The organism is Aureimonas sp. SK2, assembly GCF_029813115.1.
Classification (GTDB): domain Bacteria; phylum Pseudomonadota; class Alphaproteobacteria; order Rhizobiales; family Rhizobiaceae; genus Aureimonas.
In genome coordinates this window covers 17,898-31,206 of record NZ_JAPZDS010000006.1, presented here as the reverse complement: position 1 = coordinate 31,206, position 13,309 = coordinate 17,898, and the positions used below count along the sequence as shown (strand labels likewise).

Sequence of the window (13,309 nt, the reverse complement as noted above, 5' to 3'; positions counted from 1 at the left end):
GGCAGCGCCGACGTGGCTCCTTGGTCAGCGGTCGGCGCGGCCGAAGCGGCGGGTTGCCGCGTGTTCGAACCCTGTGCGCCCGGCCAGATCGACGGCCAGAAGACCCAACGCCGTCACGGCGGCGTCCTCCGCAAGCCCGCTCGGCCCACGGCCAAGCCCTGCCATCAGGCGCCGGCGCAGCGCGAGGCCGGCAAAGGACGAGCCGAGGGCGACAGCGGCCGCCAAGGCGGCGCCGGCTTTCCGCCGGCCCCGCGGTGCCAGCACGCCGCCGGCGAAGGCGGCGGTCAGCATGCGCCCCAAAAGTCCCGGCGCGATGGTCCTGTCGGGCGCCGAGGGCATCTTGTCGCCGGCCATCTCGGCGGCTGCGAGGACGAGGAATCCCGCTTGCGTCCACGGCCGGGCGAGCCAGCGCCGGCCCGGCGTTCCCTTCGGCAGGGCGCCCCGGTGGGCGGCGGCGGCGAGCATGCCGAGCGGTGTCATGGCGCGCTGGCCGGCGACGAGACCGATGAGGAGAGATGCGAGCATGGCGGTTTCCCGGACTTGGAGTCTGTGCCGTCAACTCCGGTAGACGCCCATCGTATCCATCGCGCCGGAAACGGGGACAAGCGCACCGAATCGGTGGAAAGCGTTCCGCGCCAGCTTCCAACGCCTCGTCCGGGCCACCAAGCTCCGCCCACCAGAATCGGAGCAGTCCCCATGATGCATGCCGCCGCGCGACACGACGAACTCGACGCCGCCGTGGACGAGGCCGTGGCCCAGGCGGGCGGCGACCTTCTCGCCGCCATCCGCAACCTCGCCCGCCGCCAGCACGAGATGGAGCACCGCCTCCAGACCGAGGTCTCGGCCGGCTTCGTGCGCCGCGGCCTGCGCGACGGACAGTAAAGCGACGCAAAAAAGGGGGCGCTTCGGGCGCCCCTTCTTCGTCAGCGCGCCTGCGCGACGTCGAATTCCAGGACGCGAAGTCCCTGGTCCTCCGCGTGCACCTTCTGGCGGAAGCCGAGCCGCCGCGCCATCGCCAGCATGGCCGTGTTCTCTGCGAGCACCTCTCCATGGACCGTGCCGACGCCCTGCCGCCGGGCATAGTCCAGGATGGCCTCCATCAGCAGCCGGCCGAGCCCTCGCCCCTTCTGGTCCGACCGGACCATGATGCCGAACTCGGCCCGCTCGCCGTCGGGATCGGCGATCAGGCGCACGACGCCGAGGATGCTGCCCTGCCCGGCCGCTTCGGCCGGCTCGGCCACGAAGGCCATCTCACGGGCATAGTCGATCTGGGTGAGCCGGGCGGCGAAGGCATGGCCGATCCGGCGCAAGGGCGCGAAAAAGCGCAGGCGCACGTCCTCCGGATCGCTGGCCTCCACCATGCGCACCAGGGCCGGCTCGTCCTCGGGCCTGATGGGTCGCAGGCGGAAACGGCCCTTTCGCGAAGCGATCTCGGTCTCGAGTTCTTCCGGGTAGGGCAGGATGGCCAGGCGCGCCTTGCCGCCCGGCGCCCCCGAGCGCAGTACCACACGCGCATCGAGCGCCAGGACGCCTTCGCTGTCGGCCAGCAGTGGGTTGATGTCGAGTTCGGCGATCGCGTCGATCTCCGCAGCCATGCGCGACAGGGTGACGAGCGTCGCCGTGATGGCCTCAAGGTCTGCCGGCGGACGGTCGCGATAGCCCTGGAGCAGGCGCCAGACCTCCGTGCGGCCGATCATGTCGCGGGCGAGGACGGCGTTGAGCGGCGGCAGGCCGATCGCGCGGTCGTCCAGGATATCGGCCGCCGTGCCGCCCTGGCCGAACAGCACCACCGGCCCGAACACCGGATCGTGCGAGATGCCGAGCCGCAGCTCGCTCGCATGGGCACGGCGCACCATGGCCTGGACGGTGAAGCCCGAGATGCGCGCGCCCGGCTGGCGCTCGGCCACCGTGCGCATCATGTGCTCGGCCGCCTCGCGCACCATGTCCGCGTCGTCGAGCTGGAGGCGCACCCCGCCGACGTCGCTCTTCAGGGCGATATCGGGCGACAGGATTTTCAGCGCCACGGGAAAGCCGATGCGCGCGGCGAGAGCGGCGGCCTCGGCGGGGCCTGCCGCGATCTCCGTGCGCACGGAGGCGATGCCGTAGGCGGCGAGAAGCGCCTTGGACTCCGGCTCACTCAGGACCGTCCGCCCTTCGCGCAGCGCATCGCCGACCAGCCGGTCCACGGCGGCGCGATCGACGCCGAAGGGCGCGACCACGGCCGGGGTCTGCATCAGGAGTTCCTGGTTCCGCCGATAGGTGACGAGCTGCATGAAGGCGCGCACCGTCTCGTCCGGCGTCTGGTAGGTCGGCACGTTGGCGCCCGCGAAGACGCGACGCGCGGTGCGGGCGGCGCGCTCGCCGAGCCAGCAGGTCAGGATGGGCGTGCGCCGAGCCCGCCTCGCCTGCTCCACCGTGGCGTGGGCGGCCTGCGTGCCGTCGGCAATGGCCTGCGGGCAGTTCATGACCAGCACCGCGTCCTGGTCGCCGGCCTCCAGGATCGCCCCGATCGCCTCGGAATAAGCTTCGGCCGACGCGTCCGGCGCGAGCTTGACCGGCCCGCCCGGCGCCGGCGCGCCCGGCAGGATCGGCCGCAGGCGCTCCCACGTTCCGGTGCCGAGCCGCGCCGGGCGCCCGCCGAAGGCGACGAGCGCGTCGAGGGCGAGGGTTCCCGCCGCGTCGCTGTTGGTGACGACCGCCAGCCGGTCGCCGCTCGGACGAAGACCCGTGGCGAGCGTCGCCACCGCCTCGAACAGTTCGCGCAGCGTGTCGACCCGCAGCATCCCGGCGCGGCGGAACGCGGCGTCGTAGACGTCGTCGGCGCCGCGCGCGCCCGCGATCTCAGGCCGTAGCCCCTCGTGGAAGCCGGCCTGCCGACCGGCCTTGATGACCACGACCGGCTTGGTGCGCGCGGCGATGCGGGCGGCGGTCATGAACTTGCGCGCGTCGGTCACGGTCTCGATGTAGAGGAGGATGGCGCGCGCCCGCGCGTCGAGCGCGAGATGATCGAGAAGGTCGCCGATGTCGACGTCGCTCATGTCGCCCGTCGCCACCACGTGCGAGAAGCCGATTTCGCGCACGTCGGCCCAGTCGAGCACGGTGGTCGCCATCGCGGCCGACTGGCTGACGAAGGCGAGGTCGCCCTTTCGCGGGGTGAGGTGCGCGAAGCTGGCATTGAGCGAGACGGGCGGCGACAGGACTCCGAGGCAGTTCGGCCCGACCACGCGCAGGAGATGCGGGCGCGCCGCCTCCAGCAGCGCCTGCCGCCCGGCCGCGTCGAAGCCCGACGAGATGACCACCGCCGCCCGGCAGCCGCGCCGGCCGAGATCGGCGACCAGTGCCGGCACGCCGGCCGCAGGCGTCGCGATCAACGCGAGATCCGGCACCATGGGCAGGGCATCGAGCGAAGGGTAGCAGACGACGGAGCGGATCGAGGTCTCTCGGGGGTTGACCGGCATGACCGGGCCGTCGAAGCCGGACCCGAACAGGTTGCGCGCCAGCACCGCTCCAACCGAGCCTTGTCGGTTGCTTGCACCGATCAGGGCGATGGAGCGCGGCTCGAACAGGGCATCCAGGTTGCGGATCGACATCGGCTCTTTCCGGAATCCGTTGCGAGCGTCGCCATCGGGCAAACCGGCAGCGCGCGATGTCAGGGCGAAGGCCGCTTACCCCGGCCGGGTTCCCGTCGTGTCTTAACGCTCTGTCCCGGCTCGCGTCCAGAGAACCGATGCCCCCTGCCAAACCTCGGCTTTCGTTCGAAGCGCAGCATTGCAGCGGATTGGACCAACCCGCCATCCGATTTGTTAAGCGCCCGCGTCCTACAACAGATCCCGATAGAGAAAGCGTCGAAAAACCGGGACGTCCGAGAGCCCATGATGAACGCCCTACGCAACATGGGAGTGCGCGCGCGCTTCTTGTTGCTGATCGCGGCAGCCATGCTGCCGCTGATCGGTCTTGTTGCGACGGGCCTTGTGGTTTCGTTCCGCGATGCCGAACTCGAAGCCCATCGCAGCATCGCCAACGAGACCCGTTTGGGAGCAGCCCGCGTCTCGCGTGTGTTCGACGATGCTCGCGAGTTTCTGGCGACGCTTCGTCACATGCCGCAGGTTCTCAACCTGGAGCAGCCGGCCTGCAATCGTCTTCTGGCCGGCCTGAGGGCCGAGCGACCGCAGTTTCTCAGCATCGGCGTCATCTCGGCCTCGCGCACGATCGTCTGCCACAGCAGGGGTGTGACGGGTTCGATCTTCTCCGACGGCAAAGTTTTCGAGCAGGCCATCAACGCACGGGGAAACCGCTTCTTCGTCGGCGACTTCATGATCAGCCCCATCACCGGCAAGCCGACCATGTCGGTTGCCATGCGACTGCCGCCGACCGCAGGCCAGGCGGCGGGCGGAGTCGTCTTCGCCTCGCTGAACCTGCCGATGATCGAGCGCGATATGAAGATCCTGTCCCGCGCCACAGGCCACGCCTGGGCGATGGTGCAGCCGCGCTCCGACCGGTTCCTCGTCAGCTGGCCGCACGCCACCGACTTCGGTGCTGTGACCCCGGATTTCGGCCTGTTCTCGCTCATCCGCGCCTCGCGCGAAGGAAAGACGGCGGCCGCTCCTGACATCGACGGCAACGAGACGATCTACGGCTTCGAACCGATCCAGAACGCGGGCACCGCCGACCTCTGGATGATCGTGGGGGTCTCTCCCGAAGAAGTCTTCGCCACCGCGCAATATCGGCTGCGCTGGACGCTCACTGCGGGCTTGGGCGCCCTGGCTCTCGCACTCGGCGGCACGGCTCTGATCGCCTATTGGATGCAGTTGCGCCCCCTCGCCCTCCTGTCGCATTCGGCCAAGCGGATCGGCGCCGGCGATTTTTCGGTTCGAACCGGCATCGAGCGGTGGCAGGCGCCGGAGTTCCGGCGGCTCGGCGAACTCGTCGACACGGCCGCCAGGACCCTCGCCCAGGCCAAGGCGGCCGAGGAAGCCATGGCGGCCGGACGCCGACGCTTCCAGCTCGTGGCCGACAACACGGTGGACATGATCTCCTGCATCGACGCATCGGGACACCGCACATTGGTCACGGGTGCGAGCCGACGGATTCTCGGCTACGATCCCGCAGAACTCATGGGCCGAAGCCCGTTGGAAATCGCGATCCCAGAGGATCACCCCATCGTCCGCTCGCTGCTCGATACGCTGCGGGACGGCGGAGAGGTGGGCGGCGTGCGCTACCGCGTTCAGCGCAAGGACGGCGCGGTGATATGGGTGGAGCTGTCGGGCCGGCCCATGGACGAGGTGGGCGGCTGCGTTGTGTCGATGCGCGACGTCGACCAGCGCCAGCGAACGGAGGAAGCGCTCGCGGAAGCCAACCGTCAGTTGGAAGAACTGGCCTCCGTGGACGAGCTGACGCGTCTCGCCAACCGCCGAACCTTCAACCGCCGGCTGGAGGAAACGTTCGCACAGGCCAGCGACGGAAGCGACTTCAGCCTGCTCCTCCTCGACGTCGACCACTTCAAAGCCTTCAACGACCGCTACGGCCATCCGGCGGGGGATCGCTGCCTCAAGGCGGTGTCGGAAGCGCTGGCATCCTGCGTCCGTCAGGATGATGAACTCGGTGCCCGCTATGGTGGCGAGGAACTGGCGCTGATCCTGCCCGGCGCCGGCCCTCTGGAAGCGCTGCGAAGGGCTGAAAGCCTGCGCAGAGCCGTCGCGGCGCTCGGCATCGTCCATGAGAGCGCCGACGAGGGCTTCCTCACCGTCAGCATCGGGGTCGCATCCTTCTCCGATCTCAAGGCGAGCGCCGCAAGCCCGCAGGAGATCGTCCAGCGGGCCGACGAGGCGCTCTACGCGGCCAAGGCAGGCGGGCGCAATCAGGTCCGCTCGCGCGCGGCGTAAACGCCGTCAGGCCCCCGCGCGGCGGTCCCGAAGCATCATCTCCGCCGCCTTCTCGGCGATCATCACGGTCGGCGAGTTCGTGTTGCCGGAGACGATCGCCGGCATGACCGAAGCGTCGGCGACGCGCAGGCCGGCGAGGCCGCGCACGCGCAGCCCCGGATCCACCACCGAATGGGGATCCGCGCCCATGCGGCACGTGCCGACGGGATGGAAGATCGTGGTGCCGACCGCACCCGCCGCCTCGCGCAGTTCCTCCTCGGACTGGTAGGCCGGCCCAGGCTTGAACTCCTCCGGCCGATAGGCGGCGAGCGCGGGCTGGCCGGCGATGCGCCGGGTCAGTCGGATCGCGTCCGACGCCACCTGCCGATCGCCTTCGGTCGAGAGGTAGTTCGGCCGGATCGACGGCTGGAGCCGGTGGTCGGGCGCGCGGGCATGGACGCTGCCGCGACTCTCGGGACGCAGGTTGCACACGCTCGCGGTGAAGGCCGGAAACGGATGCACCGCCTCGCCGAACTTCTCCAGGCTCAACGGCTGGACGTGGTACTGGAGGTTCGCCGTCTCGAAGGCGGGGTCGGACTTGGTGAAGATGCCGAGCTGGCTCGGCGCCATGGACATCGGCCCCGACCGGCGCAGCGCGTATTCCAGCGCAATCGACGCCTTGCCCCAAAGGGTGGACGCCTTCTCGTTCAGCGTCGGGATGCCCGACACCTTGTAGGCGCAGCGGAGCTGGAGATGGTCCTGCAGATTCTCGCCGACGTCGCGCAGCTCGTGGACGACGGGAATGCCGGCATCGCCCAGAACCTCCCCCCGCCCGATGCCGGAAAGCTCCAGGATGTGCGGCGAGCCGATGGCGCCGGCGCTGAGCACGACCTCGCCCCGGCAGCGTGCAAGGCGCACGTCCTTGCCTTGCGCGTATTCGACGCCCGCGACGCGACCTTCCTCCACCACCAGCCGGCGGACCTGCGCATGCGTCTCCACGCGAAGGTTCGGCCGTCCCATGGCGGGTTTCAGGAAGGCCTTCACCGCGTTCCAGCGCACGCCCCGCCGCTGGTTGACCTTGAAATAGGACGAGCCCTCGTTGTCGCCGCGGTTGAAGTCCTCGATGCGGGGGATGCCAGCCTGTTCCGCGGCGGCGCGGAAGGCGTCGAGGATGTCCCAGTGGAGCCGCGCGGTCTCCACGCGCCATTCGCCGCCCGCCCCGTGCATCTCGTCGGCGCCGGCGAACCAGTCCTCCGAGCGGCGGAAGACGGGCAGGACGTCGTCCCAACCCCAGCCCTCGCAGCCCATCTGCCGCCAGCCGTCGTAGTCGCGAGCCTGGCCGCGCATGTAGATCATGCCGTTGATGGAGGAGCAGCCGCCCAGGACCTTGCCCCGGGGATAGGCGAGTGCCCGCCCGTTCAGCCCTTCCTCGGGGTCGGTGAGGAAGCACCAGTCGGTACGCGGATTGCCGATGCAGTAGAGGTAGCCGACGGGGATGTGGATCCAGGCGTAGTTGTCCCGTCCGCCCGCCTCGAGAAGCAGAACGCGGCTTGCCGGATCGGCCGACAGGCGGTTGGCAAGGACGCAGCCGGCGGTGCCGCCGCCGACCACGATGTAGTCGTACTCGCCGTCCACTCCGCTCACCCTCGCCGCCGGAGGCGATGGGCGATCTCGCCCACGATGCCACGCCGGAACAGGAGAACGCAGACCATGAAGGTCAGGCCCGTGATCACCGTCACGGGAAAGGCCGAGGTCGCGAGATAGTTCTGGAGCGAGACGACCAGCGCCGCGCCGACCAACGGCCCCGCCATGGTGCCGATGCCGCCGAGCAGCGTCATCAGAATGACTTCGCCCGACATCTGCCAGGACACGTCGGTCAGCGTTGCGAACTGGAACACCAGCGCCTTGAGCCCGCCGGCGAGCCCCGCCAGCCCCGCCGACATGACGAAGGCGGCCAGCTTGTAGGAGCCGACGGACAGGCCGAGCGAGGTCGCGCGCGTCTCGTTCTCGCGGATCGACTTCAGGATCATGCCGAAGGGCGAATGGACGATGCGCCAGATGGCGAAGAGCCCGATCAACACCACGGCCAGCACGTAGAAGTAGATCGCGAGCGGCTGGTTGAGGTCGAAGATCCCGAGGCCCAGCCCGCGCGGCACGCCCTGCAACCCGTCCTCGCCGCCGGTGAAGGGCGCCTGAAGGCAGAAGAAGAAGAACATCTGCGAAAGCGCCAGCGTGATCATCGAGAAGTAGATGCCCTGCCGGCGGATGGCCAGGAACCCGATCACGAGACCGAGTAGCGCGCCGGCCGCGACGCCCGCGAGGAGCCCCAGTTCGGGCGGCAGGCCCCAGACCTTGACCGCATGGGCGGTGACATAGGACGCGCCGCCGAAGAAGGCGGCGTGGCCGAAGGACAGGAGCCCGGTGTAGCCGAGGAGCAGGTTGAAGCTCGCGGCGAACAGCGCGAAGCACAGGACCTTCATCAGGAAGATCGGGTAGACCAGGAAGGGCGCGACAACGAGCCCGGCAAGGACGATCGCAAAGAGCACGAAGCCCGTCAGCCTGGCGGCGGACCGCTCGCGCGGCAGGGTCATGGTGGTCTCGCTCATCTCACGCCGCCCTTCCGAACAGTCCGGCCGGGCGCACGAGGAGCACGATGGCCATGATCACGAAGATCACGATGGAGGAGGCTTCCGGGTAGAAGACCTTGGTCAGGCCCTCGAAGAGACCGAGCATGTAGCCGGTCAGGATCGCCCCCCCGATCGAGCCCATGCCGCCGACGACGACCACGGCGAAGACCACGATGATGATGTTGGAGCCCATCAGGGGCGACACCTGGTAGACGGGCGCCGCCATGATGCCGGCGAGCCCCGCCAGCGCCGAGCCGAGCCCGTAGGTGAAGGTGAGGAGCAGCGGCACGTTGATGCCGAAGGCGCGCACCATGACGGGGTTTTCGGTCGCCGCGCGCAAGGTCGCGCCGAGCCGCGTCTTCTCGATCAGCGCCCAGGTGCCGATGCAGACCGCGAGCGAGGCCACCACGATGAAGGCGCGGTAGTTCGGCAGGAACATGAAGCCGAGATTGGTGCCGCCGGCGAGCTGTGCCGGTGGCGCGTAGGGCTGGCCGGAGGCGCCGTAGTAGTAGCGGAACAGCCCCTCGATCACGAGCGCGAGGCCGAAGGTGAAGAGGAGGCCGTAGAGATGGTCGAGGTCGTAGAGGCGCGAGAGCGCCAGCCGCTCGATGATGGCGCCGATGACGCCGACGATCAGCGGCGCCAGGAGCAGTGAGAACCAGAAGCCGATGCCCAGGTTCGTGAGGAGCAGGTAGCCCACGAAGGCGCCCAGCATGTACTGCGCGCCGTGGGCGAAGTTGATGATGCGCAGGAGGCCGAAGATGATCGCGAGCCCGAGCGAGAGCATCGCGTAGAACGAGCCGTTGATGAGCCCGACCAGGAGCTGGCCGAGTAGTGCCTGGATCGGAATGCCGAAGACCATGGTCATCGCGTCAGACTCCGAGGGTTTCGGTGAGCTGGTTCATGCGCGCCGGCAGTTCGCGCACGGGGAAGCCGTCCAGCACCTGCCCGTGATCCATCAGGTAGAAGCGGTCGGCGACCTTGGCGGCGAAACGGAAGTTCTGCTCCACCAGGAGCACCGTCATGCCGCGGCTTTTGAGTGTCGTCAGGATCTCGCCGATGCGCTGGACGATGACGGGAGCGAGGCCCTCCGTCGGCTCGTCGAGCAGCATGAGCTTGACGCCCGACCGCAGGATGCGCGCGATCGCCAGCATCTGCTGCTCGCCGCCCGAGAGCTTGGTGCCGGGCGAGGCGCGACGCTCCTCCAGATTGGGGAACAGGCGGTAGATCTCGCCGATCTCCATGCCGCCCGGCGCCACGACCGGGGGCAGGAGGAGGTTCTCCTCCACGGTCAGGCTCGCGAAGATCGCCCGCTCCTCCGGCACGAAGCCGATGCCGTGATGGGCCGTGCGGTGCAGCGGCACGCGGATCATGTCGCGGCCGTCGAAGCGGATCTCGCCGGTGCGCTTGGGGATGATGCCCATGATGGCGCGCAGCGTCGTCGTCTTGCCGACGCCGTTGCGCCCTACCAGCGTCACCGTCTCGCCGGCCGAGATGTCGAGATCGACGCCGTGCAGCGCGTGGCTTTCGCCGTACCAAGCATTGAGGCCGCGAACGCGCAGAAGCGGCTCAGCCATGGTCGGTCCCCATATAGGCGGTGCGAACACGCTCGTCGGTGGAGACGGTGGCATAGTCGCCCGCCGCCAGAATCTCGCCGCGCTGAAGCACGGTGACCCGGTCGCAGAGATCGGCGACCACTTTCAGGTTGTGCTCCACCATCAGGACGGCACGCGTTTCGGAGACCTTCTTGATGATGGCGGCGACGGTGCCGACGTCCTCGTGGCCCATGCCCGCCATCGGCTCGTCGAGGAGCAGGACCTTGGGATCGAGCGCCAACGTGGTCGCGAGTTCGAGGACGCGCTTTCGGCCGTAGGAGAGGTCGGCCGCCTGGAGGTGCAGCGCGTCCTCCAGCCCGACCTCCCGCAGGAGCTCCATCGCCCGCCCGTCGAGCCGGTCGAGCGCCGAAAGGCTGCGCCAGAACTGCACGGCAAGGCCCGCCGGGCGCTGGAGCGCCACGCGCACGTTCTCCAGCACCGTCATGTGCGGAAAGGTCGCCGAGATCTGGAACGAGCGCACGAGCCCCATCCGCGCGACCTTCGACGGCGAGGTCTTCGTGATGTCCTCGCCCATCAGGGTAATGGTGCCGGCCGTGGATGGAAGGAACTTCGTCAGGAGGTTGAAGACCGTGGTCTTGCCCGCTCCATTCGGCCCGATCAGCGCGTGGACCTCGGCATGGCGGACGTCGAGATCGACGTCCTTGACCGCAGTGAAGCCGCCGAAGTCCCGCCGCAGGCCGCGACAGGCGAGGACGACCTCGCCCTTCGCCGTCGTCGGGAGGGGGCCGGCCGGGCTGACACCCGGCCGATCGATGCGCGCTGCCGCGCCCGCCATGTGGGCTCCGCCCCTTTACTGCGCCGGAACCAGCGAGCAGCCGCTCTTGGCCGGATCGATATAGGCCTCCGCGCCCGGCACCGTGGCCAGAACCTTGTAGTAGTCCCAGGGCTTGGTGCTCTCGGCCGGCGTCTTCACCTCCATGAGGTACATGTCGTAGATCATGCGCCCGTTGGCGCCGACCTTGCCGCCCCGCGCGAAGACATCCTCGACCGGCATCTCGTGCAGCGCCTTGGAGACGGCCTCCGTCTCGTCGGTGCCGGCCTTCTGGATGGCCTTGAGATACTGGGTCACGGCCGAGTAGGTGCCGGCTTGAATCATGTTGGGCATGCGCTGGGTGCGGTCGAAGAACTTCTGCGAGAAGGCACGCGATTCGTCGTCGCGGTCCCAATAGAAGCCCTCGGTCAGCGACAGGCCCTGCGCCGCCTCCAGCCCGAGGCCGTGGACCTCGGACAGCGTGAAGAGGAGCGCCGCGAGGCGCTGGCCGCTCTGCACGATGCCGAACTCGGCCGCCTGCTTCACCGCGTTGGCGGTGTCGAGGCCGGCGTTCGCCATGCCGATCACCTTGGCGCCGGACGACTGCGCCTGGAGCAGGAACGAGGAATAGTCGGTGGTCGACAGCGGATGGCGCACCGATCCTAGCACCTGGCCGCCATTGGCCTTCACGAAGTTGGAGGTCTGCTCCTCCAGCGAATAGCCGAAGGCGTAGTCGGCGGTGAGGAAGAACCACGTGTCGCCGCCCTGCTTCACCAGCGCGCCGCCGGTGCCGACCGCAAGCGCGTGTGTGTCGTAGGCCCAGTGGAAGCCGTAAGGGCTGCATTGCTTGCCGGTGAGTTCCACCGTCGCCGCGCCCGTGGTGATCGTGACCTTCTTCTTCTCCTTCGACAGGCCCTGCACGGCCAGCGCCACGGAGGAAGTCGTCAGCTCCATGATCGAATCGACCTGCTCGGTGTCGTACCACTGGCGGGCGATGTTGGAGGCGACGTCCGGCTTGTTCTGGTGGTCGGCGGTGACGACCTCGATCGGGGCGTCGAGAACCGTTCCGCCGAAGTCCTCGACGGCCATCTTGGCCGCCTCGAAGCTCCAGCGCCCGCCGAAGTCGGCATAGACGCCGGACTGGTCGTTGAGGATGCCGATCTTCACCTTGCCGTCGGACACCTGGGCGGCGGCCGGCAGGACGGTGGCGGCGAGGAGAAGCGTCGAAAGCGCGGCGAGTCGGGTCATCAGGTGTCCTCCCAAGGTTGCAGCGAACGACGGGAGACGAGACGCGCGGACGGTCGGAGAGACGAGCTCCGCTGCGCTTACCTCCCATGCACCGTCCCGCGTCTTGGATGCCGCGCGGGTTCGGACCGTTCGCCCGCAGCACCGGGACCTCCCGTCCCGCCATGCTGCCGATCGGGAAAGGCTAGCATTGCCCGACAGCCATATGAATGTTCATTTCCGCAGATGACCTGTACAAAACCGTTCAGACAGGAGATGGTCTTGAGCGAATTTTCCTGGGACGATCTGCAATTCTTCCTGGCCGTGGCGCGAACCGGCCAGTTGTCGGCCGCTGCGCGCCTCCTGCGGACCAATCACGTTACCGTGTCCCGGCGCCTCGACCGGCTGGAAAAGGACCTCGGTGTGCGTCTCTTCGAGCGTTCGCCCCGTGGCTACATGCTGACGGCGCTGGGCGAGCGGCTGGTGGAGCGCGCGGGCGCCATGGAGCGCGACGCCGCCGTCTTCGCCGAAGCGGCGACCGAAGGGCCGACCAGCCCGCGCGGCGTCGTGCGGCTGGCGACGCCGGAGGGCTTCGGCAACTTCTTCCTGGCCGACCGGCTGCCGGCGCTGGCGCGCAGCCACCCTGCCCTGTCGATCGAGCTGGTGCCGATCCAGCAGATCGTCTCCCTGTCGCGACGCGAGGCCGACCTGTCGGTGGCCCTCCATTCGCCCTCGAGCGGCCCCTACCGGCGCGAGCGCATCGTCCCCTACCGGCTCTTCGTCTGGGCCTCGCGCAGCTATCTCGCCGCGGCCGGTCCGATCGAGAGGCCAGCCGCGCTCGCGGCTCATCCGGTGATCGGCTATATCGACGACATGATCTTCACGCCGGGGCTCGACTATCTCCGCGAGATCCTGCCGGGTACGCGGGCGGCCTATCAGAGCTCCAGCATCCACGCCCAGCTCGCCGCCACGCGCCAGGGCTTCGGTCTCGGCGTCCTGCCCTATTTCATCGCCCGCCGCTACGACGACCTCGTGCCCGTCCTGCCGCGCGAGGCGCATATCCAGCGCGACTACTGGCTGATCTGCCACGACGACCTCGTGGGCACGCCGCGCATCCGCCTTCTGTCCGACTTCATCCGCGACACGGCGCGCGCCGCCGTCGACATCTTCGCCGGCGCCCCGCTCCTTCCATGAAAAAGGCCGCCTCGCGGGCGGCCCTTTCCGGATGCG

At 68.9% G+C, this 13,309-nt stretch carries 11 protein-coding genes; 3 read left to right on the top strand and 8 right to left on the bottom strand.

Going from position 1 to position 13,309, the window contains the following annotated elements:
* Positions 1–24: 24 nt before the first annotated feature.
* The gene (locus O5O54_RS09015) at positions 25–525 is read right to left on the bottom strand and encodes a DUF4126 domain-containing protein (protein ID WP_279480846.1); all 501 of its coding nucleotides are present in this window, start codon (positions 523–525) and stop codon (positions 25–27) included.
* Positions 526–696: 171 nt separating this feature from the next.
* On the opposite strand from O5O54_RS09015, the gene O5O54_RS09010 reads away from it, so the two are divergent.
* The gene (locus O5O54_RS09010) at positions 697–882 is read left to right on the top strand and encodes a hypothetical protein (RefSeq protein ID WP_279480841.1); all 186 of its coding nucleotides are present in this window, start codon (positions 697–699) and stop codon (positions 880–882) included.
* A gap of 41 nt (positions 883–923) precedes the next feature.
* Here O5O54_RS09010 and O5O54_RS09005 read toward each other — a convergent pair whose 3' ends face one another.
* The gene (locus O5O54_RS09005; protein ID WP_279480839.1) at positions 924–3,590 is read right to left on the bottom strand and encodes a bifunctional acetate--CoA ligase family protein/GNAT family N-acetyltransferase; all 2,667 of its coding nucleotides are present in this window, start codon (positions 3,588–3,590) and stop codon (positions 924–926) included.
* A gap of 282 nt (positions 3,591–3,872) precedes the next feature.
* On the opposite strand from O5O54_RS09005, the gene O5O54_RS22365 reads away from it, so the two are divergent.
* Positions 3,873–5,882: a diguanylate cyclase domain-containing protein gene (locus O5O54_RS22365; RefSeq protein ID WP_347814878.1), complete on the top strand. Its 2,010-nt coding sequence runs from the start codon at positions 3,873–3,875 to the stop codon at positions 5,880–5,882.
* A gap of 6 nt (positions 5,883–5,888) precedes the next feature.
* Here the strand turns inward: O5O54_RS22365 and O5O54_RS08995 are convergent, their stop codons facing one another.
* Genes O5O54_RS08995 through O5O54_RS08970 form a run of 6 tightly spaced genes read right to left on the bottom strand, consistent with a single transcriptional unit; the run spans position 5,889 to position 12,103 of the window.
* Positions 5,889–7,496: a GMC family oxidoreductase gene (locus O5O54_RS08995; protein ID WP_279481353.1), complete on the bottom strand. Its 1,608-nt coding sequence runs from the start codon at positions 7,494–7,496 to the stop codon at positions 5,889–5,891.
* A gap of 5 nt (positions 7,497–7,501) precedes the next feature.
* Positions 7,502–8,467, bottom strand: coding sequence for a branched-chain amino acid ABC transporter permease (locus O5O54_RS08990; protein WP_279480836.1), 966 nt, complete (start codon positions 8,465–8,467; stop codon positions 7,502–7,504).
* Between the two features lies 1 nt (position 8,468).
* Positions 8,469–9,356, bottom strand: a complete 888-nt coding sequence (locus O5O54_RS08985; protein ID WP_279480834.1) for a branched-chain amino acid ABC transporter permease — start codon at positions 9,354–9,356, stop codon at positions 8,469–8,471.
* 4 nt (positions 9,357–9,360) lie between these two features.
* Positions 9,361–10,065 carry an ABC transporter ATP-binding protein gene (locus O5O54_RS08980; protein WP_279480832.1) on the bottom strand — a complete coding sequence of 235 codons (705 nt, stop codon included), beginning with the start codon at positions 10,063–10,065 and terminating at the stop codon, positions 9,361–9,363.
* Positions 10,058–10,879 (bottom strand): ABC transporter ATP-binding protein, encoded by an 822-nt coding sequence (locus O5O54_RS08975; protein ID WP_279480831.1) that lies wholly within the window; start codon positions 10,877–10,879, stop codon positions 10,058–10,060. The genes O5O54_RS08980 and O5O54_RS08975 overlap by 8 nt, the downstream gene beginning before the upstream one ends.
* Before the next feature lie 15 nt (positions 10,880–10,894).
* Positions 10,895–12,103 (bottom strand): ABC transporter substrate-binding protein, encoded by a 1,209-nt coding sequence (locus O5O54_RS08970; RefSeq protein WP_279480829.1) that lies wholly within the window; start codon positions 12,101–12,103, stop codon positions 10,895–10,897.
* 258 nt (positions 12,104–12,361) lie between these two features.
* On the opposite strand from O5O54_RS08970, the gene O5O54_RS08965 reads away from it, so the two are divergent.
* Positions 12,362–13,273: a LysR family transcriptional regulator gene (locus O5O54_RS08965; protein WP_279480828.1), complete on the top strand. Its 912-nt coding sequence runs from the start codon at positions 12,362–12,364 to the stop codon at positions 13,271–13,273.
* Positions 13,274–13,309 lie beyond the last annotated feature (36 nt).

Bases quoted from the DNA above. Each gene is read 5' to 3' on its own strand.
- O5O54_RS08980 (WP_279480832.1), bottom strand. From the start codon at position 10,065: ATGGCTGAGCCGCTTCTGCGCGTTCGCGGCCTCAATGCTTGGTACGGC.
- O5O54_RS09010 (WP_279480841.1), top strand. From the start codon at position 697: ATGATGCATGCCGCCGCGCGACACGACGAACTCGACGCCGCCGTGGAC.
- O5O54_RS08990 (WP_279480836.1), bottom strand. From the start codon at position 8,467: ATGAGCGAGACCACCATGACCCTGCCGCGCGAGCGGTCCGCCGCCAGG.
- O5O54_RS09005 (WP_279480839.1), bottom strand. From the start codon at position 3,590: ATGTCGATCCGCAACCTGGATGCCCTGTTCGAGCCGCGCTCCATCGCC.
- O5O54_RS22365 (WP_347814878.1), top strand. From the start codon at position 3,873: ATGATGAACGCCCTACGCAACATGGGAGTGCGCGCGCGCTTCTTGTTG.
- O5O54_RS08970 (WP_279480829.1), bottom strand. From the start codon at position 12,103: ATGACCCGACTCGCCGCGCTTTCGACGCTTCTCCTCGCCGCCACCGTC.
- O5O54_RS09015 (WP_279480846.1), bottom strand. From the start codon at position 525: ATGCTCGCATCTCTCCTCATCGGTCTCGTCGCCGGCCAGCGCGCCATG.
- O5O54_RS08985 (WP_279480834.1), bottom strand. From the start codon at position 9,356: ATGACCATGGTCTTCGGCATTCCGATCCAGGCACTACTCGGCCAGCTC.
- O5O54_RS08975 (WP_279480831.1), bottom strand. From the start codon at position 10,879: ATGGCGGGCGCGGCAGCGCGCATCGATCGGCCGGGTGTCAGCCCGGCC.